Origin of the sequence: Solwaraspora sp. WMMB762 (genome assembly GCF_049179115.1) — a bacterium.
Classification (GTDB): Bacteria; Actinomycetota; Actinomycetes; order Mycobacteriales; family Micromonosporaceae; genus Micromonospora_E.
On record NZ_JBMHMD010000001.1, the window covers coordinates 755,935 to 782,017 of the forward strand.

At 74.1% G+C, this 26,083-nt stretch carries 21 protein-coding genes, 1 pseudogene and 3 riboswitches; of the genes and pseudogenes, 11 read left to right on the forward strand and 11 right to left on the reverse strand.

Annotated elements, in window-relative coordinates; all coding sequences use genetic code 11:
- Positions 1-11: 11 nt before the first annotated feature.
- A riboswitch (cobalamin riboswitch) is annotated at positions 12-185 on the reverse strand.
- Between the two features lie 111 nt (positions 186-296).
- Positions 297-424: riboswitch (cobalamin riboswitch) on the forward strand.
- Between the two features lie 80 nt (positions 425-504).
- The 3 genes from ACN27J_RS03620 to ACN27J_RS03630 are packed head-to-tail and all read left to right on the forward strand — an operon-like array spanning position 505 to position 4,657.
- Positions 505-2,553: a VWA domain-containing protein gene (locus ACN27J_RS03620; RefSeq protein WP_421363527.1), complete on the forward strand. Its 2,049-nt coding sequence runs from the start codon at positions 505-507 to the stop codon at positions 2,551-2,553.
- Positions 2,553-3,155, forward strand: coding sequence for a cob(I)yrinic acid a,c-diamide adenosyltransferase (gene cobO, locus ACN27J_RS03625; RefSeq protein WP_421363528.1), 603 nt, complete (start codon positions 2,553-2,555; stop codon positions 3,153-3,155). The genes ACN27J_RS03620 and cobO overlap by 1 nt, the downstream gene beginning before the upstream one ends.
- Entirely contained in the window at positions 3,149-4,657 is a 1,509-nt protein-coding gene (locus ACN27J_RS03630; protein WP_421363530.1) for a cobyrinate a,c-diamide synthase, read from the forward strand. Before cobO ends, ACN27J_RS03630 begins: the two co-directional genes overlap by 7 nt.
- Here the strand turns inward: ACN27J_RS03630 and ACN27J_RS03635 are convergent.
- A pseudogene (locus ACN27J_RS03635) lies at positions 4,616-5,092 on the reverse strand (TetR/AcrR family transcriptional regulator); the annotation flags it as partial. The gene ACN27J_RS03630 and the pseudogene ACN27J_RS03635 sit on opposite strands and share 42 nt — an antisense overlap.
- 139 nt (positions 5,093-5,231) lie before the next feature.
- Between ACN27J_RS03635 and ACN27J_RS03640 the strand changes: the two are divergent.
- Both ACN27J_RS03640 and ACN27J_RS03645 read left to right on the forward strand, forming a co-directional pair.
- Positions 5,232-5,450, forward strand: a complete 219-nt coding sequence (locus ACN27J_RS03640; protein WP_421363532.1) for a DUF2277 family protein — start codon at positions 5,232-5,234, stop codon at positions 5,448-5,450.
- A 196-nt stretch (positions 5,451-5,646) separates the two neighbouring features.
- Positions 5,647-6,258 carry a hypothetical protein gene (locus tag ACN27J_RS03645; RefSeq protein WP_421363535.1) on the forward strand — a complete coding sequence of 204 codons (612 nt, stop codon included), beginning with the start codon at positions 5,647-5,649 and terminating at the stop codon, positions 6,256-6,258.
- Here the strand turns inward: ACN27J_RS03645 and ACN27J_RS03650 are convergent.
- The gene (locus ACN27J_RS03650) at positions 6,251-6,973 is read right to left on the reverse strand and encodes a DUF2306 domain-containing protein (protein WP_421363537.1); all 723 of its coding nucleotides are present in this window, start codon (positions 6,971-6,973) and stop codon (positions 6,251-6,253) included. The two genes, ACN27J_RS03645 and ACN27J_RS03650, sit on opposite strands and share 8 nt — an antisense overlap.
- A gap of 131 nt (positions 6,974-7,104) precedes the next feature.
- On the opposite strand from ACN27J_RS03650, the gene ACN27J_RS03655 reads away from it, so the two are divergent.
- Genes ACN27J_RS03655 through ACN27J_RS03665 form a run of 3 tightly spaced genes read left to right on the forward strand, consistent with a single transcriptional unit; the run spans position 7,105 to position 9,520 of the window.
- On the forward strand, positions 7,105-8,271 hold the full coding sequence (locus ACN27J_RS03655; protein ID WP_421363540.1) for a sensor histidine kinase: 1,167 nt from the start codon (positions 7,105-7,107) through the stop codon (positions 8,269-8,271).
- Positions 8,268-8,942: a response regulator gene (locus ACN27J_RS03660; RefSeq protein ID WP_421363543.1), complete on the forward strand. Its 675-nt coding sequence runs from the start codon at positions 8,268-8,270 to the stop codon at positions 8,940-8,942. Before ACN27J_RS03655 ends, ACN27J_RS03660 begins: the two co-directional genes overlap by 4 nt.
- A 41-nt stretch (positions 8,943-8,983) precedes the next feature.
- Positions 8,984-9,520: a sugar nucleotide-binding protein gene (locus ACN27J_RS03665; RefSeq protein ID WP_421363546.1), complete on the forward strand. Its 537-nt coding sequence runs from the start codon at positions 8,984-8,986 to the stop codon at positions 9,518-9,520.
- Here the strand turns inward: ACN27J_RS03665 and ACN27J_RS03670 are convergent.
- From ACN27J_RS03670 to cobN, 6 genes are all read right to left on the reverse strand, one after another.
- A complete protein-coding gene (locus tag ACN27J_RS03670) occupies positions 9,479-10,711 on the reverse strand; it encodes a tetratricopeptide repeat protein (RefSeq protein ID WP_421363548.1) in 1,233 nt (410 codons plus the stop codon). The two genes, ACN27J_RS03665 and ACN27J_RS03670, sit on opposite strands and share 42 nt — an antisense overlap.
- A 23-nt stretch (positions 10,712-10,734) precedes the next feature.
- Positions 10,735-12,648, reverse strand: a complete 1,914-nt coding sequence (locus ACN27J_RS03675; RefSeq protein ID WP_421363551.1) for a family 10 glycosylhydrolase — start codon at positions 12,646-12,648, stop codon at positions 10,735-10,737.
- A gap of 129 nt (positions 12,649-12,777) precedes the next feature.
- A complete protein-coding gene (locus tag ACN27J_RS03680; RefSeq protein ID WP_421363552.1) occupies positions 12,778-14,004 on the reverse strand; it encodes an MFS transporter in 1,227 nt (408 codons plus the stop codon).
- A 22-nt stretch (positions 14,005-14,026) separates the two neighbouring features.
- Entirely contained in the window at positions 14,027-14,779 is a 753-nt protein-coding gene (locus ACN27J_RS03685) for a lytic polysaccharide monooxygenase (RefSeq protein WP_421363554.1), read from the reverse strand.
- Positions 14,780-14,915: 136 nt separating this feature from the next.
- Positions 14,916-15,887, reverse strand: a complete 972-nt coding sequence (locus ACN27J_RS03690; RefSeq protein WP_421363556.1) for a pirin family protein — start codon at positions 15,885-15,887, stop codon at positions 14,916-14,918.
- 60 nt (positions 15,888-15,947) lie between these two features.
- Complete coding sequence (gene cobN / locus ACN27J_RS03695) at positions 15,948-19,571, reverse strand: cobaltochelatase subunit CobN (protein WP_421363558.1); 3,624 nt, start codon at positions 19,569-19,571, stop codon at positions 15,948-15,950.
- Between the two features lie 56 nt (positions 19,572-19,627).
- Positions 19,628-19,758, reverse strand: a riboswitch (cobalamin riboswitch).
- A gap of 117 nt (positions 19,759-19,875) precedes the next feature.
- Between cobN and ACN27J_RS03700 the strand changes: the two genes are divergently transcribed.
- From ACN27J_RS03700 to ACN27J_RS03710, 3 genes are read left to right on the forward strand one after another with little or no spacing between them, the layout of a single operon-like run.
- Positions 19,876-21,165: a precorrin-3B synthase gene (locus ACN27J_RS03700; protein ID WP_421363561.1), complete on the forward strand. Its 1,290-nt coding sequence runs from the start codon at positions 19,876-19,878 to the stop codon at positions 21,163-21,165.
- On the forward strand, positions 21,162-21,800 hold the full coding sequence (locus ACN27J_RS03705; protein WP_421363563.1) for a precorrin-8X methylmutase: 639 nt from the start codon (positions 21,162-21,164) through the stop codon (positions 21,798-21,800). The genes ACN27J_RS03700 and ACN27J_RS03705 overlap by 4 nt, the downstream gene beginning before the upstream one ends.
- Positions 21,797-23,320, forward strand: a complete 1,524-nt coding sequence (locus ACN27J_RS03710) for a precorrin-2 C(20)-methyltransferase (RefSeq protein ID WP_421363565.1) — start codon at positions 21,797-21,799, stop codon at positions 23,318-23,320. Before ACN27J_RS03705 ends, ACN27J_RS03710 begins: the two co-directional genes overlap by 4 nt.
- On the opposite strand, the gene ACN27J_RS03715 is transcribed toward ACN27J_RS03710, so the two are convergent.
- The 3 genes from ACN27J_RS03715 to cbiE are packed head-to-tail and all read right to left on the reverse strand — an operon-like array spanning position 23,308 to position 26,071.
- Complete coding sequence (locus tag ACN27J_RS03715; protein ID WP_421363567.1) at positions 23,308-24,105, reverse strand: cobalt-precorrin-6A reductase; 798 nt, start codon at positions 24,103-24,105, stop codon at positions 23,308-23,310. The genes ACN27J_RS03710 and ACN27J_RS03715 overlap by 13 nt on opposite strands.
- Positions 24,102-24,845 (reverse strand): precorrin-4 C(11)-methyltransferase, encoded by a 744-nt coding sequence (cobM, locus tag ACN27J_RS03720; RefSeq protein WP_421363568.1) that lies wholly within the window; start codon positions 24,843-24,845, stop codon positions 24,102-24,104. The genes ACN27J_RS03715 and cobM overlap by 4 nt, the downstream gene beginning before the upstream one ends.
- Entirely contained in the window at positions 24,842-26,071 is a 1,230-nt protein-coding gene (gene cbiE / locus ACN27J_RS03725) for a precorrin-6y C5,15-methyltransferase (decarboxylating) subunit CbiE (protein ID WP_421363571.1), read from the reverse strand. The genes cobM and cbiE overlap by 4 nt, the downstream gene beginning before the upstream one ends.
- Positions 26,072-26,083 lie beyond the last annotated feature (12 nt).

The following is a 26,083-nucleotide window of genomic DNA, read 5'->3' on the forward strand; positions in this document are numbered from 1 at the left end:
TGCCTCGTGGCGATGCGGTGCGTGCCACGGCCGGTCTCCTGGCTCCCGGATCGTCGCAGCCGTCCCGCCTTCCCGGACCGTCGTCGGCCCAGTGGCATGGTGGAACGGACACTTCCCGGTCACAGTGGCGAGGACCACGCCGGACTCACACCGGCTTCCCGAACACCGTGGCATGCGCAGCGTACCGCCGTCGTGACCGGCCGGGCAATGGCTGTGGCCGTGGCCGGCACCGGGACCGGCGCCACATTGACGGTGGACCGTCGGTGGGGGAGCATGACCGGCACGAGCGGTGCGCGGAGGAACCCGGTGCGAATCCGGGGCGGTCCCGCCACTGTGACCGGTGAGTCGCGTCCCCGTGAGACAGCCACTGCCCCAACGGCGGGAAGGCTCGGGACGCGACGTCGATCCGGCAGCCAGGAGACTCCGGCCGCTCGCTGGTCCACCGGTACGCGGGCGTGGACACCCGCGGGAGGGATTCACCATGCACACCTGTCGGCCCCTGCCATGACGCCGTACCCGTTCACCGCCGTCGTCGGCCTGCCCGACCTGCGGCAGGCCCTGCTGCTCGCCGCGGTGCACCCCGGCATCGGCGGCGTGCTCATCCGGGGTGAGAAGGGCACCGCGAAGTCGACGATCGTCCGCGCGCTGGCCGGGCTGCTGCCGGAGGTCGACCGGGTGCTCGGTTGCCGGTTCGGCTGCGACCCGGCGGCCCCGGACCCAACCTGCCCCGATGGGCCGCACACCGCGCCGGTGACCGCACGCCGCGGCCCGGCCGCCCTGGTCGAGTTGCCGGTCGGCGCCACTGAGGACCGGGTGGTCGGCACGCTCGACATCCAGCGGGTGCTCAGCGCCGGCGTGAAGGCCTACGAGCCAGGGCTGCTCGCCGCCGCGCACCGGGGCCTGCTCTACGTCGACGAGGTCAACCTGTTGCCGGACCATCTGGTGGACCTGCTGCTGGACGCGGCGGCAATGGGCCGGGCCCACGTCGAACGCGACGGGGTGTCGGTCAGTCACGCCGCCCGGTTCCTGCTGGTCGGCACGATGAACCCGGAGGAGGGCGAGCCGCGTCCACAGTTGCTGGACCGCTTCGGGCTGATGGTGTCGGTGGCCGCACCTTCCGAGGTGGCCGACCGGGCCGAGGTGGTGCGCCGGCGGCTGGCGTACGAGACCGACCCGGTGGCGTTCGCGGATCGCTGGCGGTCCACCGACAACCAGCTCGCGCTGCGGGTACGCGATGCGCGGGCGGCCCTGCCTGCGGTCACGCTGCCCGATGCCGAGATCGACCGGATCGCCCGGATCTGCCTGGCGTACCAGGTGGACGGTATGCGGGCCGACATTGTGATGGCCCGCGCCGCCGTCGCGCTGGCCGCCTGGCGCGGTCAGACGGCGGTCACCGCCGCTGAAGTCGCCGACGCAGCCCGGCTGGCGCTGCCGCACCGGCGGCGCCGTGACCCGCTCGACCCGCCCGGCGCCGACGAGCAGCGCCTCGACGAGGTGCTGCGGGACGAGTGCGGCGACGACGATCCCGGTCCTGCGCCGCCGCCGGATCCGCCACCACCGGACGCCGGTCCGTCGCAGGGTCCGCCCGACTCGGATGGCGGCCCGTCACCCGGTCCGCCACCACCGGACGGCGGCCCGCCGCCCGAGCCAGCTACGCCGGACGCCGGTGGGCCGGCGGACGGTGCCGAGCAGCCGGACGGCGTACCGCCGGGCGGTCCGGCTCCGGCGGCGGCCGGGCCCGCGTACCGGCCCCGGACACTGCGGCTACCCGGGCTCGGGGCCGGCGCGACGCCCGGCCGACGTTCGGCGGCCCACGCCGACCGGGGCCGGGTGGTCGGTTCCGGATCACCGACCGGACGACCGTCGACGGTGCATCTACCGGCCACGGTGCGCGCTGCCGCATCCCGGGGCGCCCGCCGGATCACCCCCGCCGACCTGCGCCAGGCCCGCTACGTCGGCCAGGAGGCGAACCTGATCCTGTTCGTGGTCGACGCCTCCGGGTCGATGGCGGCCCGGCAGCGAATGACCGTGGTCAAGACCGCCGTGCTGTCGCTGCTGCGCGACGCCTACCACCGGCGGGACCGGATCGGGATGATCACCTTCCGGGGTGCCGCCGCCGACGTGGTGCTGCCGCCGACCAGCAGCCACGAGGTGGCCGTCGCCAAGCTGGCGCAGCTGCGCACCGGTGGCCGTACCCCGATCGCCGCCGGGCTGCGGGCCGCCGCCGCCACCGTCGCCGCCGAGCGCCGCCGCGAGCCACGCCGTCGGCCACTGGTCCTGTTGGTCACCGACGGGCGGTCGACCAGCGGGCCGAATCCGATAGCCCTGGCGCCGCTGCTCGCCGGCACCGCGATGGTGGTACTCGACTGCGAGTCCGGTCCGGTGCGACTGGGCCTGGCTCGGCGGCTCGCTACCGGCTTCGATGCCGAATGGCTGCCGCTGGAGGCGCTGTCGGCGGTGGTGCCGCACCCGGGGGCCGTCAACCGGTCGACCGCTACGAACCAGCCTGGCGCCGCACTTCGGGTCGGCCTCGCCGGCGGGAGGGCTGCCTGATGCCACAGGGTAAACCGGAACATGTCCCCGACGACGGGCTGACCACCCGGGCCCGGCGGCGTCAGCCGGTGCTCGCGGTGCACACCGGGCCCGGTAAGGGCAAGTCGACAGCGGCCTTCGGCATGGCTTTGCGGGCCTGGGCGGCCGGCTGGCCGGTGGTCGTCTACCAGTTCGTCAAATCTCCGAAGTGGAAGGTGGGCGAGGAGGCGGCCCTGCGTACCCTCGGCGAGTCCGGCCGGGGAGCGCCGGTGACCTGGCACAAGATGGGGGAGGGCTGGTCCTGGATCCAGCGCCCCGGCACAGAGCGTGACCACGCCGCCGAGGCCGCCGAGGGCTGGGCCCAGATCCGCCGCGACCTGGCCGCCGAGGCGTACCGGTTCTACGTGCTGGACGAGTTCACCTACCCGATCAAGTGGGGCTGGATCGACGTCGCCGAGGTGGTGTCGGTGCTGCGGGACCGGCCGGGCAGCCAGCACGTGGTGGTCACCGGCCGGGACGCCGCCCCGGAGCTGATCGATCTCGCCGACCTGGTGACCGAGATGACCAAGGTCAAGCATCCGATGGACGCCGGACGCAAGGGCCAGCAGGGCATCGAGTGGTAGCCGTACCCCGGGTGGTGATCGCCGCACCCGGATCCGGGCACGGCAAGACCACGGTGGCCACCGGCCTGCTCGCCGCCTACGCGGCCCGGGGTGTCCGGGTCGCCGGCTTCAAGGTCGGCCCGGACTACATCGATCCGGGCTACCACGCGCTCGCCGCCGGCCGGCCGGGCCGCAACCTGGACCCGGTGCTGGTCGGTGAGGAGCGCGTCGCGCCGCTGTTCGCCCACGGCGCCGCTGGGGCTGACCTCGTGGTCATCGAGGGCGTGATGGGACTCTACGACGGCCGGGTCGGCGGCGCCGACGTCGGCTCCACCGCCCAGGTCGCGGCGCTGCTGGCCGCCCCGGTGCTGTTGGTCGTCGACGCGGCCGGGCAGAGCCGGTCGATCGCCGCACTGGTGCACGGGTTCCGGTCGTTCGGTCAGGTCCACATCGCCGGGGTGATCCTCAACCGGGTCGGCTCCGACCGGCACGAGCAGGTGCTGCGGGACGCCTGTGCGGAGGTCGGCGCCCCGGTGCTCGGGGTGCTGCGTCGGCATCCGTCGGTCGACACCCCGTCGCGGCATCTGGGTCTGGTGCCGGCGGTGGAACGCGCCGTCGAGGCGCGTACGGCGGTCGGGGCGCTGGCGGAGCTCGTCGCCGCGTCGGTGGATCTCGCTGCGGTGGCGGCGGTGGCGGGTGCCGCGCCCCCGCTGGCGGTCGAACCCTGGTCGTCGGCGGCTGCCGTACGGGATGCGGACGCCGGTTCCGGCGAGGACGCGCCAGCAGCGGCGAGCGGTGACCGGCCGGTGGTCGCCGTCGCCGGTGGACCGGCGTTCAGCTTCGGTTATCCGGAGACCGTCGAGCTGCTGACGGCCGCCGGTGCCGAGGTGCGTACCGTTGATCCGGTCCGCGACCAGCGACTGCCCGCGGCGACTGTGGCGTTGGTCGTCGGCGGCGGCTTTCCCGAGGTGTATGCCGCCGAGCTGGCCGCGAACGCCGGGTTGCGGCGGCAGGTGGCGGCGTTGGCGGCCGCCGGTGCGCCGATCGTCGCCGAGTGCGCCGGCCTGCTGTGGCTGTGCCGCACCCTCGACGAGGCGCCGATGTGCGGGGTGCTGCCGGCGGACGCGCGGATGACGTCCCGGTTGACGCTCGGCTACCGCGATGCGGTGGCGCTGTCCGACAGCGTGCTGGCACCGGAGGGGGCCCGGCTGACCGGCCACGAGTTCCACCGTACCGAGGTGACGCCGCGGGCCGGTGCGGCACCGGCCTGGGGGTGGCGTGGCGCGGCGCCGGAGGGTTTCGTCGTCGGTGGCGTGCACGCATCGTACCTGCACCTGCACTGGGCGGCGCGGCCGCAGATCGCGACCCGCCTGGTCGCGGCCGCGCGGCGGACGGTGTCAGTCCCGCGGCAAGCTGGCGGTGAACATGGCGATCAGCCGTTCGTAGCTCTCCGTCACGTCCTCGGGCAGGCCGAAGCCGCCGTCGATTTCCAGGCAGACGAAGCCGTGCATCATCGCCCGTAGGCAGCGGGCGGCGTGCACCGCCGCCGATCGCTGCAGTCCGTAGCCGCGCAGCACGGCCAGGAACACCTCCAGCAGCCTGGTTCCTTCGGCGACGGTCACCGGGTCGCGGATCGGGTCGGCGGGCATCGCCGCCCACCGGGCGGGATGTCGGCGGACGTAGTCCCGGCTGGCGTGCATCAAGGCGGCGACGGCGGCGTCCCGGCTGAGGCCGAGGGTGTGGCGGGTGAGTTCGTCGGCGAACTCACCGATGAGCCGGGCAGCGATGAGCGCCCGCAGTTCGGTGAGGCCGCCGGTGACGTGCTTGTAGAGCGACGGTGTGGCGACCCCGACCCGGCCGGCCACCGCGTTGAGCGACAGCGCGTCGAGGCCTTGCTCGTCGATGAGGGCGATCGCGGCGTCGACCAGGCCGCCCCGGGTGAGCCCTGCCCTAGGCACGTCGGCTGCCGGACCGCGTCGGCTGGCTACATGTCATAATGCTTAAGCTAATGTCGTTAGCTTGGCTCGTCAAGCTGGCCTGGGTCGTCCGGCCGGGCTCGGGCTGCCTGCCATCGTGAGCTGCGGCAGTATGGAGCGCATGTGCCGAAGCATCAAGACGCTCCGTGAGCCGTACACCGCCGATGTGACCGACGCCGACATTGAGGCCGCCGCGCTGCAGTATGTCCGGAAGATCTCTGGTTTCCGGCAACCAGCCGCCCACAACGCGGAGGCGTTCGACGCCGCCGTGGCGGCCGTCGCCGCCGCCAGCCGCGAACTGCTGGATCGTCTGGTGGTCCGTGCCCCAGCGGTCCGGTAGGCCACGGCGCCGCCGGGGAAAGTGTGCGACGGAGCCGGCGGCGCCGTGTCGTCGGACGGCCTTGCGATGTGACTGTCCGTGAATTCTGTGAAGATCCTTAATAGAAACTTGAGGTTCCGGACAGATCCGTCGACCATCCACCCGCGTATGGCCAGGTAGCTGCGTTTCGGGCAGCGGCTACCGAGAGGAGCGGTGGATGTACGGGTGGGATATCAGGAGTGGGCGGGCGCGTAAGGTCTTCGTCGGGGTGGCGGCGGCAGCCCTGCTCGGCGGCGGACTGGCGGTCGGCACCGGGCTCGGCAACGCGGGGGAGAACTGCGACGGCCTGGACACCGCGCTGCGGAACAACCTGACCTTCATCGCCGAGCAGCGGGCCAACCCGGACGCCCTGTCCAACGACCGGATCGCCAACCGGCAGGCAGTGGTCGACCTGATCGAGCAGCGGCGGGCCGCCGCCGGCTGCACCGCCGACGTCGGCGTCGGCGCGCCGGCCGCGACGCCCGCGCCGGAGCAGCCCGACGGTACGGGCGACGCCGCCGCACCGGACACCGGGGCACCCGGCGAGGTCGTCTGCGCGGGATCGACGGTCACCCTGTTCAACGAGGACGCCGCCCCGGCCGCCTCCAGCGGCACCTTTCCCATCGGCACCGTGCTCAAGGTGACCAACCTCGACAACGACCGGAGCATCACCGTCACGGTGACCAGCCCGTCGGGCAGCTGCGTCCTGCTCAACGACGCCGCGTTCGAACAGGTCCGGGAGCCGGGCAAGTTCGTCATCCGGCGGGTCGTGGTTGAGCGGATCAGCTGACCCGTACCGCGTCGTGCCGCCGGCGCCCGCCGGCGGCGCGACGCCGGATCACCCATTCCGCCACCACCACGTTGATCAGCCAACCGGCGGCCATGGTGCCGGTCCGGCCCGACGCCGTCACTGGGCCGACCACGGCCAGCCAGGCCAGCTGGGTGAAGAACTGGGTGCCCGCACCCATCCCGATCGCGTAACCCCGGATCATCCAGGCCCGGTGCGCGGCGAAGTCGCGGCGCCGGACCGCGAGGAAACCGACCCCGACACACGCCGCCATCGCCACACTCACCACCACCCGGATGGCGACCAGCAGCTCGCTGTCGACCGCCGCCGCCGGCGGCAGGAACAGGGTCAGCCACAGGCCGGTACCGGCGGTGAGCAACCCACCGACCACCAGTACCCGTCCGGCTGCCCGGTGCCAGGCCGGGTGGCGTCGCCGCAGGCCCGGCGCGAACTGGAACGCGCCGACGAGGCTGAAAACGGTGACGCTGACGATGTGTGTCACCAGCGCCACCGGGGCAGCGGTGACCCGGTCGCCGTCGGGCACGATGGGCGGCCCGCCGACCAGCTCGGCCAGTCGCAGGCTGCCGGCGACCACCGGCACCAGGCTGAGCAGCACCAACCCGGTGGGGATCAGCCAGTTGGCGGGAGAGGATCGGCCCGCGACGGTGTGGGCGGTGGACTGCGGCGTCGACCGTGGATTCGGTACGGGTGTGAGCATGGCTCGATCGTGGCGGCGGCACGGCCAATGGTCATCGCCACGCAGGCCGGCGTCGTCCCGGCCGTTGGACGGGGCCGCTCGTCGTACTTCTGGCCGGTACGCCGTCGCTGGCCGCTGCGTACGATCGCGGTGTGCGTGCGCTGCTGCGGTCGCTGTGGGCCGAGCCCGCCGTCGCCGACCCGCCGACACGGGTCTGGCGGGACTGGGTGCTGCTCGGCGTGGTCTGGGTCGCGGCGACCCTCGAAGGGCTGCTGCGCACCGACCTGGTGTCACCCGCGTACTCGTTGATCGTCGCCCTGGTGCTGGCGCCGACGCTGTGGTGGCGCCGGACCCGGCCGCTGCTGATGGTCGCCGTCGCCTTCCCGGTCACCGCCGTCGCCGCGCTGCTGGCCGGCCACGAACCGGAGCTGGTCACCGGTGTCTACCTGCTGATCCTGCCGTACGCGCTGTACCGCTGGGGTTCCGGCCGGCAGATCGTGGCCGGCACGGCGATCATCCTGGCCAAGATGGGCCTGTCGGCGGCGGTCGGCCACCTCGACCTCGCCGACCTGGTCGGCGGGACGGTGGTGGTGTCCGCCGCGATGGCCGTGGCCACCGCCCTGCGGTACCGGGCGACGCTGTGGGCCCGCGAACTCGACCAGGCCAAGTCGGCCGAACGGGAACGCCTCGCCCGCGACCTGCACGACACGGTGGCCCACCACGTGTCGGCGATGGCGATCCGCGCCCAGGCGGGCATCGCGGTGGCACCGACCCGACCGGCGGCGGCCCTCGACGCGCTGGCGGTGATCGAGGCCGAGGCGACCCGCGCCCTGGCCGAGATGCGGCTGATGGTGCGCGGCCTGCGCCGCGGCGAACCCGCCGGACACCTGGCTCCGGCGGACCTCACCCCGAACCCCGGAATCGGCGATGTCGCCCGACTCGCCAGCCGGGCGCAGCCCGGACCGGTTGTCGACGTCACCCTGCACGGCGACGTCGACGACATCCCGTCGACCGTCGCCACCGCGGTCTACCGGCTGGCCCAGGAGTCGGTGACCAACGCCCGCCGGCATGCCCGGCACGCCACCCGGATCGAGGTCCGGGTCGACGTCGACGCCGACGCGGTGCGGCTGCGGGTCAGCGACGACGGCGACACCGGCACGGCGCGGCCCGCCGCCACCGGCGGCTTCGGCATCGTCGGCATGACCGAGCGGGCGGCCCTGCTCGGCGGCACCTGCGACGCCGGACCGCGCCCCGATCGGGGCTGGACCGTCGCCGTGGCCCTGCCCCGCCAGGCCCCGACCGGCCGGGCCGGGACGTGACCATCCGGGTGGTCGTCGCCGACGATCAGGAGATCGTGCGGACCGGGCTGACGATGATTCTCGACGCCCAGCCGGGCATGGAGGTCGTCGGCGAGGCGGCCGACGGCCGCCGGGCGGTCGACCTCGCCCACCGGTTGCGTCCCGACGTGTGCCTGTTCGACATCCGGATGCCCGATGTCGACGGCATCGAGGCCACCCGTCGCCTCGCCGGCCCCGGTGTCGCCGACCCGCTCGCCGTGGTCGTCATCACCACCTTCGACCTCGACGAGTACGTCTACGCGGCGCTGCGCGCGGGTGCCCGGGGATTTCTGCTCAAGGACGCCGGCACGGCGCTGCTCACCCAGGCCGTCCGGGCCGCCGCCGCCGGTGACGCGCTCATCGCGCCGGCCGTCACCACCCGGCTGCTCAGCGCCTTCGCCGCCGCCGGTCCGGTGGCACCGGCCCGCCAACCGCTCGACCCGTTGACCGACCGCGAGGAGCAGGTGCTCGTCGCCGTCGCCCGTGGCCGCACCAACACCGAGATCGCCGGCGAGCTCTACATCAGCCTCAGCACGGTCAAGAGCCACCTCGCCGCCCTGATGACCAAGCTCGGCGTCCGCAACCGGGTCGAGGTCGCGATCTGGGCGTACGAGACCGGCCGGGTGCGCGCCGGCCTCGACCGGCCGACGTAGCGTACGACGCGCGGGCGGACCGCCGGGCCTACCGTGGTCGGGTGAGGCTTCTCGTGGTGGGTGGCAGTGGGTTCCTCGGCCGGGAGATCGTTCGTCAGACGCGGTGTGCCGGGCACCGGGTGGCCGCGACCTTCCACCGCCGTCCGCCCAGCGGTGATCTCGGCGCCGGAGTCGACTGGCACGCGCTCGACATCCGCATCCGTGACGATGTCGCCCGTGTCGCCGCCACGGCCCGGCCCGACGTGATCGTCAACGCCGCCTACCGCCAGAGCGACTGGGCGAGCACCGCCGACGGCGGTGCTCACGTCGCCCTCGCCGCTGCGCTGCGCGAACTCGCCGGGTCGCCGTACCCCGGGATCCACCACGTCGCCGGTCCGGACGCGATCAGCCGGCACCGCCTGGGGGTGCTCATCGCCCGCCGGGACGGCCTCGACCCCACGGCGTTGCCCACCGGCCGACGTGCCGCCAGCGGTGTTCCCGGACCGGCCGAGCTGCGGCTGGACTGCGCCCGGACCCGTGCCCGGCTGACCACCCGGCTACGTGGTGCCCACGAGTTCCTCGCCGCCGGGCGGAGCTGACCGCTGCGCGAGCAGGTCCGCCTCGGTCAGCCGGCCGGACAACCGACCGGCCTCGTGGATGTCGTCCACACTCATCTGCGCCACGAAACCGTGGGCCTCGTGGATGCCGTCACCACTGCCGACATCGAGCATCGCCAGGCACCAGCGCAGCGCCTGCACCAGGTCGACCGGACCGCCGAAGCCGTCGCGGTACCAGCAGGCCGCCGCCAGCATGCTGCCCTTGTCGCCAGCGTCGGCACCACGGACGTACCAGCGCAGGGCCTCCTCGTCGAGGTCCTGCTCGCTGAGCCGGTCACCGAGCCGTGGGTACGCCTCGACGACGCCGTTCGTCGCGGCGCGGCGCAGCCACGTCACCGCCTCGGGGGAGTCGGGGTGCAGCACCGCGAGGTTGAACGCGGCCGGGCCGTCACCCGCGTCCGCCGCCGACCGGTACAGCTCGGCGGCCCGGTGTGCGTCCCGGTCGGCGCCGATGCCGCGTTCGACCAGGAACCCGAGCGTCCGTTGCGCGACCGGGTCGCCCTGGCCCGCCGAAGCGGTCAGCAGCGGCACCGCGGCGGTGGGATCGTCGAGATGGAAGGCCAGGATCACCCCGAGCAGGGTCCGCGCCCGCTGATCGGCCGCCGTCCGTTCGCGTAGCCGGGGCACGAGTCGTGCCAGCTCCTGGCCGACCGTGGTGTCGCCGGACTTCGCGGCCTCCAGGTACCAGAACGCCGCCTCGGCCGGATCGTCCCGGCGCTGCGCGTACAGCGCACCCAGATCACGCATCGCCGGTGCCTGGCCGTCGACGGCCGCCGCCCGCCAGTGCCGCTCGGCCTCGGTGTCGTCGGCGGGCACACCCTGACCGTGGGCGTACATCAGGCCGACCATCCGGCGGGCGTCGGCGCTGCCCAGCTCGGCCGAGCGCAGGTACCAGGTCAGCGCGGCCGCGTCGTCGCGATCGCCACCACGCCCGGTGGCGTACAGCGCCGCCAGGTTGTACGCGGCGTCGGCGCTGCCGAGTGCCGCGGCCCGCGCGTACAGCCGCCGCGCCCGCGAGTGGTCGGCCGGCTCGCCGTCGCCGCCGCCGGCCAACTGCCCCAACAACAGCAGCGCCCGCGGGTCCGCCCCGGCCGATTCGAGGTGGGCCCGGGCGGCGGCGACATCGCGACGCCCGAGGCAGATCAGTCCCTGTTCATACGCCTGCCATGCCACGGCGGGCAGTGTACGACCGCGCGTCAGCCCACCCGGGTCAGGCGTACCGCGTCGGCGACGATGTGGCCGCCGGCCGGTGCCCACCGGCTCACCCCGACCACCGGCCGCCGCCCCGCCGTCAGCGCGAAGACACCCAGCTCCCGCCAGCGGCCGCCGCCGGTGCGCTGATCCACCGGCCGGCTGACCAACCCGGTGGTGGTCTGCACCAGGTGCGGCGCGGCCGGGTGGTAGCCGGACGCCGCCGGATGCCACACCTCGACCCGGTAGCTGCCGGCCGTCGGCACGGTGACGGTGAACCAGGCCGGGTCGCTGACCGGCTGCGGGCTGGTGAACCGGTAGTCGGTGCCGTACCGTCCGGCCGACCAGCTCGACGTGCCCCAGGCGGCGCTGGCGGTGAACCCGTCCGGCGTGCGGTTGTCGACGATCACGCTGAACGCGTCGCTGCCGGCGGCCAGCACCCGCGCCGGCCCGGTCGGGCTCTCCCGGTGCTGGCGGTCCAGTGCGGTGACCAGATAGGTGTACGCCGACCCGGGCGCCGCCGTCGTGTCGGTGAAGGAGCCACCAGCGCCGGTGGACCGTACCGTCACCAGCAGGTGGCGGGCGTCGTCGAACGCGGTCGGGTCGGCCGCGTCGGTGCCGGGGCAGCGGTAGAGCGCGTACGCCGTCGGGACGGTGCTGCCGGTGGCGGCGAGCCAGTCCAGCCGTACCCCGGTCGGGGTGCGGGTCGCGGCGGTGATCGCCGGCGGTGGCGGTGTGCTGCCCGGGGCCGCCTCGCCGCCGCGCCCGGCCGCGACCGGCACCAGCGCGGGCCGGGCGTAGTGGTCGGCGACCAGCCGGCTGACCGCGCCGAGCCGGTCGGCGCGTACGTCCTTGCCGCTGAACTGCAGGTCGCCGCGGACCTGCGGGTAGCTGTGGTGCAGCGTCAGGTGCCGGCTCAGCTCGGCCGGGTCCTGCCAGGCCGGGTCCTGCCCGGCGACGCCGACCCGGTAGGTCGACTGCCCGACGAGCAGCTCCACACTGGTGCCCGACACCGTCGCGGACCACCAGCGGACCAGTTCGGCGTAGTCGGCGGCCGGGTGCCCGATGTGCCAGTACAGCTGTGGCGCGATGTAGTCGATCCACTGTTCGCGCACCCAGCGGCGGCTGTCGGCGTGGATCGCGTCGTAGGACTGCAACCCGTTCGTCCGCGAACCGAGCGGGTCGGTGCCGGCGTTGCGCCAGATGCCGAACGGGCTGATGCCGAAGCGCACCCACGGCTTGACCGCCCGCAGCCGGTCGCTCATCTGCGCGACGAGCAGGTCGACGTTGTGCCGGCGCCACGCGGCGAGGCTGTCGAAGCCGGCCCCGTACGCGGCGAAGCTGGCCTGGTCGGCGAAGGTCTCCCCGGCGACCGGGTACGGGTAGAAGTAGTCGTCCCAGTGCAGCGCGTCGACGTCGTAGCGGGTGACCGCGTCGAGCATCGCGTCCTGGACGAACGACCGTACCGCCGGTTGGCCCGGGTCGTAGTAGAGCCGGCCGGCGTACGTGATGACCCATTCCGGGTGGCGGCGGGCCGGGTGGTCGGCGACCAGCCGCGTCGGGTCGGCGTGGTTGGCGACCCGGTACGGGTTGCACCAGGCGTGCAGCTCCAGGTTGCGGGCGTGCGCCTCGTCGACCAAGATACCCAGCGGGTCGTAGCCGGGGTGGGTGCCTTGCTGCCCGGTGAGCACCGCCGACCACGGCTCGTACGGCGACGGCCAGAGCGCGTCGGCGCTCGGGCGTACCTGCACGACGACGGCGTTGCACCGCAACTGCCGGGCCAGGTCGAGCCAGCCACGCAGCTCCGCCTGCTGAGCGTCCGGCGGCAGTCCGGGCCGGCTCGGCCAGTCCAGGTTGGCGACCGTGGCCAGCCACAGGCCCCGGAACTGCCGCTTCGGCACCGAACCTGCTGCTGACATGGCCGCAATGGTGGCCCCTGCACCGTTACCGCGCCGTCGCGCCTGCGGCACCGCCCGGTCAACGACCGCCCTCGGACATCGTGTCCAGGACCGGTACGGGCCGCCGTCGGCAGCCGCCCGAGCCGGCGCTCAGGCGGGACGGGCGGACGGTGCGTCGTCCTGGGTCGCCAGCCACCAGCCGGCGGTGGCGACCACGGCGACCAGCGCGGAGAAGCCGAACGGGGCGGCCAATCCGACCCCGGCGGCCAGTGCGCCGCCGAGCAGTGCGCCGCCGCCGGCGGCACCGTAGATCAGCGTCCTGGACGCCGCCGTCACCCGCCCCAGCAATCCGTCCGGTACGGTGCGCTGCCGTAGTGCCGCCGCGCAGATGTTCAGCACCGCGAACGCGCCGCTGGACACCACGGTCACTAACACCGCCACCCAGATCTGCGGTACGGCGATGAGCAGCGCCGGCACCCCGGCGGTCACCGCCAGGGAGACCGCCAGCACCAGTCGGTGCCGGCGGCCGGCCACCAGCCGGTCGGCCAGGAACGCGCCGGCCAGCCCGCCACCGGCCCCTGTGGACAGCAGCAGGCCGTAGCCGAGCGCGCCGACACCGAGCACGTCCCGGGCGTACAGCAGGAAGATCGCGAACCAGGCGGCGTCGGCGGCGGCGACCGCCCCGACCACCAGCGCCAGGGCGCGCAGCGTCCGGTGGTGGGCGAGCCAACGCAGCCCGGCCCGGATGCTCGGGCCGACCGTCGTGGCGGCGGTCGTGGCGGCAGTCGTAGCCGTGGGAGTACGGGCCAGGCCCAGCGGCAGCGACAGCACCAGCATCACGGCGAGCGCCAGGCTGGCCCCGTTGGCCGCGAACGGTACGGCCGCGCCGACGACGAACAGCGCGGCACCGACCGGTGGGCCGACGAACTCGTTGCCGACGATGGTGCCGGCGGTGAGCCGGCTGTTGGCCCGCTCCAGCGCGGCCGCCGGCACCAGCTTCGGCACCGCCACCTGGCCGGCGGTGTCGCGTACCGCCTCGCCGACGCCGAGACCGAACGCGCAGACGGCCACCAGGGCGATGGTGGCGGTGCCGGTGGCCACCGTCGCCACCAGGACCGCCAGCAGCAGGGCACGCACCGTGTCGGCGGCGGCGAGCAGCGTACGCGGCGCGACCCGGTCGGCGAGCGCGCCGACGGCCAGCCCGGCGACGAGCCACGGCAGGGTCTGCGCGGTGGCGACGACGGCCAGCCCGAGCGGGTCGCCGGTCAGCGACAGGGCCAGCAGCGGGAGGGCGGCGAGGCGGATCCCGTCACCGATGTTGGCGAGGGTGGCGGCGCTCCAGAACCGCCAGAACGGCCGACCGAGCGGTTGCGACATGTGTACATCATGCACCGACCGGTCAGAGTCGTTGCCACAGTGCCGGTACGTTCGGCGGTTCCCAGCCGGCGAGCGCGGTGTGTGCCTGCCGGCACCGGTAGTCGACGCCGGCGTAGCTGACGACGGCACCGACCTGGTACGCAGTGCCGGCGGCCCAGGTGCCACCGGGCTGGCCGGGCGGCGCGGTGGTCGGTGGCGCGGTGGTCGGCGGCGGTGGCGTCGGAGTGGGTGACGGCGGTGGCGGGGTCGGCGACGGGCCGGGCCCGGCCCCGATCTGGACGTCCACGCAGGAGTAGAAGGCGTTCGTGGTGTCGGCGACATTCCAGATCGCCAGCACTTTCTGTCGGCCGGTGCGGCTGCCGAGGTGCACGGTGTGCGACACGGTGGCGGCGGGCTGTCGGCCACCGTCGTCGAACACGGCGATCCGGTTGTCGCCGACGTAGTACTCCCAGGTGCTGGTGGCGTGTCGGGCGGTCAGCGTCCAGGTGAAGGTGACCGCCCCGCCGACCGCGGTGGCCGGCCAGTTGACGCTGTCGTCGTTGAGGATTGCGAAGCGGCTCACCCCGCCGTGGCAGGTGCGCTGTCCTTTGGGGCCTTCGACGCTCTGCGGCTCCCACACGATCGGGCCACAGTTGGCGACTCGGCCCTGCGCGCACATCGCCTGCCGGCTGGGCGGATAGGAGATGTAGCCGTGCGCGTTGGCCGGGGTGGCGACCAGCAGGGTGCCGAGGATGGTGCCGGTGGCGAGCAGGGGCAGGAGAATTCGTCGTCGCATGGGGGCGCTCCGCACGTCGTGGGTGGCGGTGGGGCGGCCGGCCGTTGCCGACGAAGTTAGCGTAAAGATAGTTAACAGTAAAGATTGTGAACGAAGAATTTCGATACATCGACGAAGTCGACCGATCGTGCGACGGTCAGCCGACGGTACGGCCGTGCCGGTCGCGGGCCTTGATCCGGGTGATCGGCATTTCCGGCGCCGGCAGCGGGGCGTCGACGCAGCCGGTCACCGTGCCGAACCGCCTGCCGGCCGCCCAGCCGTCGCGGGCGGCGACCAGCTCCTCGTGGCTGCGGGCGACGAAGTTCCACCACATCACGAGCGGCTCGTCGAACGGCTCCCCGCCGAGCAGGAACAGCCGGGCCGGGCCGTCGGTGGTCACCGTCGTGGCCGACCGGCCCTCGCCCAGGTAGAGCAGCCCGCCCGGGGCCAGCTCCATCCCGTCGACCCGGGCCGTGCCGGACATCGTCAGCAGGGCATACTCGAAATCGTCGCGCAGCGTCAGCGCGACGGGCGCATCGGTGTCGATGTCGACCTGTGCTCCGACGATCGGGCTCGCCATCTCGGCCGGGGACCGGACGCCGGCGTACTCGCCGACCACCACGGTGATCTGCGCGTCACCGGCACCCACCTGCGGCAACGCGGCATGATGCTCGAACCGAGGCTCGCCGTGCCTGGCCGACTCGGGCAACGCCACCCACAGTTGCAGGCCGTGCATCACCGGCGGATGGGCCGGCGGCGACTGCTCCGAGTGGGCGATGCCGTGCCCGGCGGTCATCAGGTTGAGCTGTCCCGGCACGATCGACTGCACGCTGCCCAGGCTGTCCCGGTGCAGAATCTCACCGTCGACCAGCCAGGTCACCGTCTGCAGCCCGGTGTGCGGGTGCGGCGGAATCTGCATGCCGGGCCGCCCGGCCACATCGTCGGGCCCGAAGTGGTCGACGAAACACCAGGCACCGACCATGCGCCGGGGTCGCTGCGGCAGCAGCCGCCGGACCGTCGTGTAGCGGCCCAGCGGCACGTCGTGGCCGGGTAGCAGCACGCTCTCCGGCTGCGCGCCGGCGACCGTCGTCCCGTCGTATCGGATGCTCCCCGACGCCGCCGCACTCATGCCTCGACCTTACGCGCGGCACCGCCGGCGCGCCCGGCCGACCGCACCGCACCGTCCAGGTCAACCGGCGCGGTCCTCCAGGTCGCCCTCGGTACGCAGGAACACCTCCCGCAGCCCGTCGAGCACCGCCGGGTCGGGATATTCCCAGAGCTTGCGGTCGGCCGCCTCCAGCAGCCGCTCGGTGATCCCGTGCAGCGCCCACGGGTTCGACTCGGTCAGGAACCGCTGGTTGACCTCGTCGAGCACGTACGTCTCGGCCAGCTTGTCGTACATCCAGTCGGCCACCACCCCGGCGGTGGCGTCGTAGCCGAACAGGTAGTCGACCGTGGCGGCCAGCTCGAACGCCCCCTTGTAGCCGTGCCGGCGCATCGCCGCCAGCCAGCGCGGGTTCACCACCCGGGCCCGGAAGATCCGGGCGGTCTCCTCGTGCAGCGCGCGGGTGCGCACCGCCTCCGGCCGGGTGCTGTCACCGACGTAGGCCGCCGGGGCCGACCCGGTCAACGCCCGGACGGTGGCGATCATCCCGCCGTGGTACTGGAAGTAGTCGTCGGAGTCGGCGATGTCGTGTTCGCGGGTGTCGATGTTCTTCGCCGCCACCGCGATCCGCCGGTACGCCGACTCCATCTGGTCGCGGGCCGGCGCGCCGTCGAGGTCCCGGCCGTAGGCGTAGCCGCCCCACACCGCGTAAACCTCGGCCAGGTCGGCGTCGTCGCGCCAGTTGCGGCTGTCGATCAGCTGCAGCAGCCCGGCACCGTACGTCCCCGGCTTGGAGCCGAAGATCCGCATGGTGGCCCGCCGGGTGTCGCCGTGGGCGGCCAGGTCGGCGCGGGCGTGCGCGGCGACGAAGTTCACCTCGTCGGGCTCGTCGAGCGCGGCGACCAGCCGGACCGCGTCGTCCAACATGGCCACCACATGCGGGAACGCGTCGCGGAAGAAACCCGAGATCCGTACCGTCACGTCGATGCGGGGCCGGCCCAGCTCCTCGGTCGGGACCACCGTGACGCCGGTCACCCGCCGCGACGCCTCGTCCCACACCGGCCGTACGCCGAGCAGCGCCAGCACCTCGGCGATGTCGTCTCCGGCGGTACGCATCGCCGACGTGCCCCACACCGACAGTCCCACCGAACGGGGCCAGTCGCCGGTGTCGGCCCGGTAGCGGGCCAGCAGCGACTCCGCCATCGCCTGACCGGTCTCCCAGGCCAGCCGGCTCGGCACCGCCTTCGGATCCACCGAGTAGAAGTTGCGCCCGGTCGGGAGCACATTGATCAGCCCGCGCAACGGTGACCCGCTCGGCCCGGCCGGCACGTACCCGCCGGCCAGGGCGTGCACGACGTGGGCCAGCTCGTCGGTGGTGCGGGCCAGCCGGGGCACCACCTCGGTCGCCGCGAACTCCAGAATCCGGGTGACCAGCGTGGCCCGCCCGTCGTCGCCACCGCCGAGCACGCGCGTGGTGACCTCGGCGGCGGCGTCCGGTCGCCAACCGTGCTCCTCCATCGCGACCACCAGTTCCCGGGCGACCGCCTCGGCCGCGTCGGTGCCATCGCGGTCGGTGCCGGACTCGTCCAGGCCCAGCGCCTCCCGCAGGCCGGGCAGCGCGGCCACCTGCCCGGCCCACATCTGGCGGGCCCGCAGCATCGCCAGCACCAGGTCGACCCGGGCCGCGCCGACCGGTGCCGAGCCGAGCACGTGCAGCCCGTCGCGGATCTGCACGTCCTTGACCTCGCAGAGCCAGCCGTCGACGTGCAGCAGGAAGTCGTCGAACTCGGCGTCGTGCGGCCGGTCGTCCAGACCGAGGTCGTGGTCGAGCCGGGCGGCCTGGATCAGGGTCCAGATCTGCGCCCGGATCGCCGGCAGTTTCGCCGGGTCCAGGGCGGCGATGTTTGCATGCTCGTCGAGCAGTTGCTCCAGCCGGGCGATGTCGCCGTAGCTCTCCGCCCGGGCCATCGGCGGCACCAGGTGGTCGATCAGGGTGGCGTGCGCCCGGCGTTTGGCCTGGGTGCCCTCACCGGGGTCGTTGACCAGGAACGGGTAGATCAGCGGCAGGTCGCCGAGGGCGGCGTCCGGCCCGCAGCCGGCGCTGAGCCCGACCGTCTTGCCCGGTAGCCACTCCAGGTTGCCGTGCTTGCCGACGTGCACCACGGCGTGCGCGCCGAAGCCGTGCTCCAGCCACCGGTACGCGGCCAAATAGTGGTGACTCGGCGGCAGGTCCGGGTCGTGGTAGATGGCCACCGGGTTGGCCCCGAAGCCGCGCGGCGGCTGCACCAGCAGCACGATGTTGCCGGCGCGCAGCGCGGCGAGCACGATCTCGCCGTCGGGGTCGCGGGAGGTGTCCACGTACAGCTCGCCCGGTGGCGGACCCCAGTGCCGTTCTACCTGTTCGCGCAGCTCGGCCGGGAACTCCGCGTACCAGCGGCGGTAGTCGGCGGCCGGGATCCGCACCGGGTTGCCGGCCAGCTGATCCTCGGTCAGCCAGTCCGGATCCTGCCCGCCGGCGGCGATCAGCGCGTGCATCAACGCGTCGCCGTCGCCGTCGGCCAGGCCGGGGACCGCGTCCGGACCGTCCGGCGGCCCGACGTCGTAGCCGGCCTCGCGCAACGTCCGCAGCAGCGCCAGCACGCTGGCGGGGGTGTCCAGGCCGACCGCGTTGCCGATCCGGGCGTGCTTGGTCGGGTACGCCGACAGCAGCACCGCGATCCGTTTGTCGCCCGCCGCGATGTGCCGCAGCGCGCCGTGGCGGACCGCGATCCCGGCGACCCGGGCGGCCCGCTCGGGGTCGGCGACGTAGACCGACAGCCCGTCGGCGTCGATCTCCTTGAACGAGAACGGCACGGTGATCAGCCGGCCGTCGAACTCGGGGATGGCCACCTGGGTGGCCGCGTCCAACGGGGACAGTCCGTCGTCGCTGGCCGCCCAGGTCTGCCGCGAGCTGGTCAGGCAGAGCCCCTGCAGGATCGGCACGTCCAGCTCGGCGAGGGCGCCGACGTCCCAGGCGTCGTCGTCGCCCCCGGCGCCGGCGGTCGCCGGTCTGGTCCCGCCGGCGGCCAGCACCGTCACCACCAGGGCGTCGGCCTGGCGCAGGGTGGCCAGCAGCTGCGGGTCGGCCGAGCGCAGCGACGAGCAGTAGACCGGCACTGCCCGACCGCCGGCGGCGTCGACCGCGTCGCACAGCGCGTGCACGAAGCCGGTGTTGCCGGCCAGGTGGTGGGCCCGGTAGTAGAGCACCGCCACGGTCGGCCGCCCCGGTGCCGCCGGCACGCTCGTGCGCTCCAGTACGCCCCACTCCGGAGCCGGCTGCGGCGCGGCGAAGCCGTGCCCGGTGAGCAGCACCGTGTCGGACAGGAACCGGTGCAGCTCGGCGAGGTTCGGTGGGCCGCCGTGGGCCAGGTAGGCGTGCGCCTCGGCGGCCACCCCGGCCGGTACGGTGGAGAGCTCCATCAGGGCGGCGTCGGGTGCCTGCTCACCGCTGAGCACCACCACGGGGCGGCCGTCGGCCAGCAGTGCGTCCATCCCGTCCGGCCAGGCCCGGCGGCCGCCGAGCAGCCGGACCACCACGAGGTCGACGCCGGACAGCAGCTGCGGAAGGTCGTCGACCGACAGCCGGGTCGGGTTTGCCAGGCGCCAGTCGGCACCGCTGGCCCGTCCACTCAACAGATCAGTATCTGAAGTGGACAAAAGTAGCATCATCGGACGCCCGGTCCTCCCTCGGGGTCCGCGCCCCGGGTCGTCGGTCGCGGCGACCGGAGTCTCCTGGCTCCCGGATCAACGCTCGCCCCGGCCTTCCGGCACCCGACTGAGGGGACCGTGGCCGTCGGTGGGGTCTGCTCCCCGGTGACAGTGGCGGGACCGCACCGGATTCACACCGGACTTCCTCCGCTTGTCGCCGCGTCTGGCTACCGAACACTGTCACGACCGGCGGACGTTTCGTCAAGGTGTGATGTATTCGCTGTGCGGCGGCCGCCGTCCGGGGACGACCCGTAGTATCCGCCGGGTGCCCGCCTTGCCATCGCCGCCCGCCCGGGGCGCACCCGATGCCTGCCCCGGTGCCGTGCAACTGCACCCGGCCGCCGACGGCCTGCTGGCCAGGATCCGCTGCCCCGGAGGGCTGCTCACCGCCGCCCAGCTGCGGCTGCTGGCCGCCGTCGCCCGCGACCACGGTGATGGACATCTCGAACTGACCAGCCGGGCAAACGTCCAGGTGCGCGCGGTCGCGGCCGCCGCCACCGGACCGCTCGCCGCCCGGCTGCGTACGGCCGGGCTGCTACCGTCGACCGCGCACGAACGGGTCCGCAATATCCTCGGCTCCGCCCTCGCCGACATCGACACCCCGGCGGCCTGGGACGTCGGGGCGCAGGTCCGCGCCCTCGACGCGGCGATCTGCGCGGAGCCGGACCTGGCCCGGCTCTCCGGGCGGTTCCTCTTCGCCATCGACGATGGCCGAGGCGACACCGTCGCGGCCCGAGCCGACGTCGGTCTGCTGCCCGGACCGGACGACGAGGTGACCGTGCTGCTCGCCGGTGCCGACCACGGGCTGCGGGCCCGGCCCGCCGACGCGGTACGGGTCGCGGTCGCCGCCGCCCGTGCCTTCCTGGACGATCCGGACGCAGCGGCCGGCAGCGCGTGGCGCCTCGATGACCTGACTCCGGCAGCGCTGGACCGCGTCGTGATCCGGGCCGGCACCGCACCCGGGGTACGGCGTACCGCGCGGCGGTGGCAACCACTGACGCCGGCCGGCGGCCCCGTCGCGCAGGTCGGGGTGCGGCACCGTCCCGACGGCGACTTCGCCCTCGTCGTGGCGGTCCCGTTGGGACGCTTGACAGTCGACCAGGTCGACCTGCTCGCGGCCGCGTCGCCGCAGCTGAGGATCACGCCGTGGCGGGGGGTGGTGCTGCCCCGGGTCACCGACCCCGCCGGTTGGGCGGACCGGCTCACCCGCGCCGGGCTGGTTACCGACCCCGACTCGCCGTGGCTCGGAGTGACCGCCTGCGCCGGGCTGCCGGGCTGTGCCCGGTCCCGGGCCGACGTGCGCGCCGACGCGGCAGCGACGCACACCGGGCGGCCGGCCCCGACCGGCGGTGTGCCAGCACCGGGGCGTCGTCACCGCCTTCCGGTGCACTGGATCGGCTGTGAGCGTGGCTGCGGCAGTCCGGCCGGTCCGATGGTCCGGGTGACCGCCACCGGTGACGGGTACCAGATCGACGCCCCCGACCGGACCAGCATCCGCCTCCCGACCGGGGCCGCCCTTGGTGCGGCCGTCCAGACCGCACGTGAGGAGCAATGATGGACCATATCCGCGACGCGGCAGAGATCTACCGGCAGTCGTTCGCCACCATCCGTGCCGAGGCCGACCTGAGCCGACTCACCGCCGAGCAGGCCCGGGTCGCGGTGCGGATGATCCACTCCTGCGGAATGGTCGACCTGGTCGACGACCTGGTCTTCTCGCCGCAGGTGGTGGCTGCCGCCCAGGGCGCGTTGCGGGCCGGCGCGCCGATCCTCTGCGACGCCACGATGGTCGCCGCCGGCATCACCCGGCGCCGGCTGCCGGCCGACAACCCGGTGCTGTGCGCCCTGTCCGACCCCCGGGTGCCCGAGCTGGCCGACCGGCTGGGCACCACTCGCAGCGCCGCGGCCGTCGAGCTGTGGGTCGACCGCCTCGACGGCGCGGTGGTCGCCGTCGGCAACGCACCGACCGCGCTGTTCCGGCTGTTGGAGCTGGTCGACGCCGGTGCCGGCCGGCCGTCGGCGGTGCTCGGCGTACCGGTCGGTTTCATCGGCGCCGCCGAGTCCAAGCAGGCTTTGATCGACCATGGTGGACTGGAACACCTGGTGGTCCGGGGACGACGCGGTGGCAGCGCGATGGCCGCCGCCGCACTCAACGCGATCGCCAACGACGACGAGGGACAGGTGGGGCGTTGAACGCGCGTCGCGGCGGACCGGGTCAGCTCTACGGCGTCGGGCTCGGCCCGGGTGACCCGGAACTGGTTACCGTGAAGGCGGCCCGGCTGATCGCTGCGGCTGACGTGATCGTGCACCATAGTGCCCGGCACGGTCGCAGCGTCGCCCGGTCCATCGCCGAGCCGTACCTGCGCGCGGGACAGATCGAGGAGGCGTTGGTCTACCCGGTGACCACCGAGCGCAGCACCCATCCCGGCGGCTACCGGGCGGCGATGGACGAGTTCTACGCCGACTGCGCGCGGCGGCTCGCCGCCCATCTCGACGCTGGTCGGACCGTGGTCGTGCTCGCCGAGGGCGACCCGCTGTTCTACGGCTCCTACATGCACCTGCACAAGCGGCTGGCCGACCGGTACCCGACCGAGGTGGTGCCCGGCGTCACCTCGATGAGCGGTGCCGCCGCCGCACTCGGCCGGCCGTTGGTCGAGGCCGACGAGGTGCTCACCGTCCTGCCCGGCACCCTGTCCGGGGCGGAGCTGACTAGACGGCTGGCCGAGACCGACGCCGCCGCCGTGCTCAAGCTGGGCCGGACCTTCCCGGCGGTACGCGACGCGCTGACCGCCGCCGGCCGGCTCGACGACGCGTGGTACGTCGAACGGGCCAGCACCGGGGGGGAACGCGTCGAGCCGCTGGCCGACGTCGACCCGGCGACGGTGCCGTACTTCTCCCTGGCGTTGCTGGCCAGCCGTCGCGGTGGCACCGTCGCGGCGAGCGCCGCCGACAACGCCCGGTCCGGCCGGGGAGAGGTGGTGGTGGTCGGCCTCGGACCGGCCGGCCGGGACTGGATCACCCCGCAGGCCCAGGCCGCTCTCGCGGCCGCCGACGACCTGGTCGGGTACGGACCGTACCTGGACCGGGTGCCGGCCAACCCCCGGCAACGCCGGCATCCGTCGGACAACCAGGTGGAGGCGCAGCGGGCCGCGCACGCGCTTCGGCTGGCGGCCGACGGAGCCCGGGTCGCGGTGGTCTCCTCCGGCGACCCCGGGGTGTTCGCGATGGCCACGGCGGTGCTGGAGGTCGCCGCCGAGCCCCGCTGGAAGGACGTGCCGGTCCGGGTGCTGCCCGGGGTGACCGCCGCCCAGGCGGTGGCCAGCCGGGTGGGGGCACCGCTCGGGCACGACTACTGCGTGCTGTCGTTGTCGGATCGGCTCAAACCCTGGCCGGTGATCGAGCGGAGGCTGCTCGCCGCCGCCCGCGCCGACCTGGTTATCGCGATCTACAACCCCGCGTCGCGCAGCCGGACCTGGCAGTTGGCCCGGGCGCGGGATCTGCTGCTGGAGCACCGGTCGGCGCAGACCCCGGTGGTGGCGGGCCGCGACATCGGCGGCCCCGGCGAACGCGTCGACGTGGTGGCGCTGGCCGATCTGGACCCGGCCACGGTGGACATGCGGACCCTGTTGATCGTCGGTTCGTCAGCGACCCAGGTCAACCACGGCCGGGACGCGGCGCCGGTGGTCTTCACGCCACGGCACTACCCGGGCTGAGCACCTGCCGCCGCGCCGAGCCCGGCCAGCCAGGTCACGGCGGCGTTGACATCGCTGACCGTCGGTGCGGGTGGCGCGGCGGCCCGGTCGACCATCAGCACCGGCAGTCCGAGCTCGCGGGCGGCGACGAGCTTGGCGTACGTCTCGTCGCCGCCGCTGTCCTTGGTGACCAGCACGTCGATGGCGTGCGTGCGCATCAGCGTCCGTTCGCCGTCCACGGTGTACGGCCCACGATCGAGCAGCAGCACCCGGTCGGCGGGCAGCGGCGGCTGCGGCGGGTCCACCGTCCGGATCAGGAAGAAGACGCCACTCAGCGGCGCGAATGCGGCCAGGCTCTGCCGGCCGGTGGTCAGCATCGCCCGGCTGCCCAGTGCGGGCAGCGTGGCGGCGGCAGCGGTCAGGTCCGGCACCCGGTGCCAGACGTCGCCCGGTCCGGCCGTCCAGCCCGGCCGGCGCAGCACCAGCAGCGGTGTGCCGGTCTGGGCACAGGCGGTCACCGCCGAGGTGGAGATCCGGTTCGCGAACGGGTGGGTGGCGTCCACCACCGCGCCGATGCGTTCGTCCCGTAGCCAGCGGGCCAGCCCGTCCGGTCCACCGAAGCCACCGATGCGGGTCTCGCCGTGCGGCAGCCGAGGCCGGGCCACCCGGCCGGCCAGCGAGGTCACCACCCGCGCCGGCGGATCGGTCGACAGCGCGGCGGCGAGCTGACGGGCCTGGGTGGTGCCGCCGAGAATGAGCACCCGTGGCCCGCCGCCCGGGCTGGAGCCGGTGCGGTCACCGGTCATTGCCGGCACCGGTCGGCGCTGTACAGATGGCTGTCGGGGAAACCTGCCGCGCCGAGCACCGCGCCGACGACGATCACGGCGGTACGGACGATGCCGGCGGCGTGTACGGCGCCGGCGATGTCGGCCAGCGTGCCCCGCAGCGCCACCTCGTCGGGCCGGCTGGCCCGAGCCACCACCGCCACCGGACAGTCCGCGCCGTAGTGCGGCAGCAGGTCGGCCACCACCTCGTCGATGCGCTGCACGGCCAGGTGCAGCACCAGGGTGGCCCGGCTGGCACCGAGGGTGGCCAGGTCCTCGCCCGGCGGCATGGCGGTGGAGCTGGCGGACACCCGGGTCAGGATCACCGTCTGGCCGACCTCCGGCACGGTCAGTTCCCGGCCGAGCGCGGCGGCGGCCGCGGCGAACGCGGGCACGCCGGGCACGATCTGGTACGGCACCCCGGCGGCGTCCAACCGACGGATCTGCTCGGCGACGGCGCTGAACAGCGAGGGGTCGCCGGAGTGCAGCCGGGCGACGTCGTGCCCGGCGGCGTGCGCGTCGACCATCTCTGCGACGATCTCGTCCAGGGTCAGCCGGGCGGTGTCGACCAGCCGGGCCCCGGGCGGGCAGTGGGCGAGCAGCTCGATCGGGACCAGACTGCCGGCGTACAGACAGACCGGGCTGGTCGCGATGACCTCGCGGCCACGGATGGTGATCAGGTCGGCGGCACCGGGGCCGGCCCCGACGAAGTGGACGGTCACCGGCGGTGCACCACCCACTGGGTGACCGGCATCGCCGGCCGCCAGCCGGTGAAGCCGCCGACCGGCGCTGCCCGACTGATCGCGATCCGGGTCAGGTCGCCGCCGTGGCGGGCATACCAGTCCGCGAGGAGCACCTCGGACTCCATGGTCACCGCGTTGGCCACCAGCCGGCCGCCGGGCCGAAGCGCCGACCAGGCGGCGTCCAGCAGCCCGGTGGTGGTGACCCCGCCGCCGACGAAGACCGCGTCCGGAGGGTCGAGACCGACCAGTGCCTGCGGGGCGGCCGCGGCGACCACCGTGATGCCCGGTACGCCGAGTGTCGCCGCGTTCGCCGCGATCCGTTCAGCCCGCCGTGGGTCGTGCTCCACGGCGACGGCCCGGCACTGCGGATGGGCACGGGACCACTCGATGGCGATGCTGCCCGATCCGGCCCCGATGTCCCAGAGCAGCTGCCCGGGCAGGGGACCCAGCCGGGCCAGCGTGACCGCCCGGATCTCCCGTTTGGTCAGCTGGCCGTCGTGCTGGTAGACGTCGTCGGGCAGCCCTGGCACCCGGGGCAGCGGCGGGGTGCCCGGCTCGGCCCGGCAGTCCACCGCGACGACGTTGAGCGGGTCGACATCGAGGCCGCCCCAGTCCTGGGCGGTGGCCGTCCGCAGCTGTTCCCGGACGCCGCCGAGTTGTTCCAGTACGGTCAGCGGGCTGGGTCCGTAGCCCCGGGCGGTGAGCAGGCCGGCCACCTCACCTGGGGTGGTCGTGCCGGCGCTGAGCACCAGCAGCCGACGCCCGGGGTGGATCAGCGGGTGCAGCAGCTGTACCGGGCGGCCGACGGCGCTGACCACGTCGACCTCCTCGACCGGCCAGCCGAGCCGGGCGCAGGCCAACGAGACCACCGACGGGTGGGGCACCGCCCGTACCCGGTCGGGGCCGAGTAGCCGGACCAGGGTGCCGCCGATGCCGTAGTGCATCGGGTCGCCACTGGCCAGCACCGCGAGGTGCTGCCCGCGGTGTTCGTCGAGCAGCCGGGGCAGGTGGGCGAGCAGCGGGGTGGGCCAGGTGCCGGTGGCCGCCGGCCGTTCGGGCGGTGGGATCAGCTCGATCTGCCGGCGGCTGCCCAGCAGCGCGGTCGCGGCGCGCAGCGCCGACCGGCCGGCGCCGGACAGCCCGTCCCATCCGTCGGCGCCGATACCGACGACGGTGACCACAGCCGGTCCGGATCTGGGGGGCATCGTCCGACGGTA

Excerpts from the sequence above, each read along its gene's own strand:
- ACN27J_RS03620 (WP_421363527.1), top strand. The coding sequence starts at position 505 with ATGACGCCGTACCCGTTCACCGCCGTCGTCGGCCTGCCCGACCTGCGG.
- cobO (WP_421363528.1), top strand. The coding sequence starts at position 2,553 with ATGCCACAGGGTAAACCGGAACATGTCCCCGACGACGGGCTGACCACC.
- ACN27J_RS03640 (WP_421363532.1), top strand. The coding sequence starts at position 5,232 with ATGTGCCGAAGCATCAAGACGCTCCGTGAGCCGTACACCGCCGATGTG.
- ACN27J_RS03645 (WP_421363535.1), top strand. The coding sequence starts at position 5,647 with ATGTACGGGTGGGATATCAGGAGTGGGCGGGCGCGTAAGGTCTTCGTC.
- ACN27J_RS03650 (WP_421363537.1), bottom strand. The coding sequence starts at position 6,973 with ATGCTCACACCCGTACCGAATCCACGGTCGACGCCGCAGTCCACCGCC.
- ACN27J_RS03675 (WP_421363551.1), bottom strand. The coding sequence starts at position 12,648 with ATGTCAGCAGCAGGTTCGGTGCCGAAGCGGCAGTTCCGGGGCCTGTGG.
- ACN27J_RS03680 (WP_421363552.1), bottom strand. The coding sequence starts at position 14,004 with ATGTCGCAACCGCTCGGTCGGCCGTTCTGGCGGTTCTGGAGCGCCGCC.
- ACN27J_RS03685 (WP_421363554.1), bottom strand. The coding sequence starts at position 14,779 with ATGCGACGACGAATTCTCCTGCCCCTGCTCGCCACCGGCACCATCCTC.
- ACN27J_RS03690 (WP_421363556.1), bottom strand. The coding sequence starts at position 15,887 with ATGAGTGCGGCGGCGTCGGGGAGCATCCGATACGACGGGACGACGGTC.
- cobN (WP_421363558.1), bottom strand. The coding sequence starts at position 19,571 with ATGATGCTACTTTTGTCCACTTCAGATACTGATCTGTTGAGTGGACGG.
- ACN27J_RS03705 (WP_421363563.1), top strand. The coding sequence starts at position 21,162 with ATGATGGACCATATCCGCGACGCGGCAGAGATCTACCGGCAGTCGTTC.
- ACN27J_RS03715 (WP_421363567.1), bottom strand. The coding sequence starts at position 24,105 with ATGACCGGTGACCGCACCGGCTCCAGCCCGGGCGGCGGGCCACGGGTG.
- cbiE (WP_421363571.1), bottom strand. The coding sequence starts at position 26,071 with ATGCCCCCCAGATCCGGACCGGCTGTGGTCACCGTCGTCGGTATCGGC.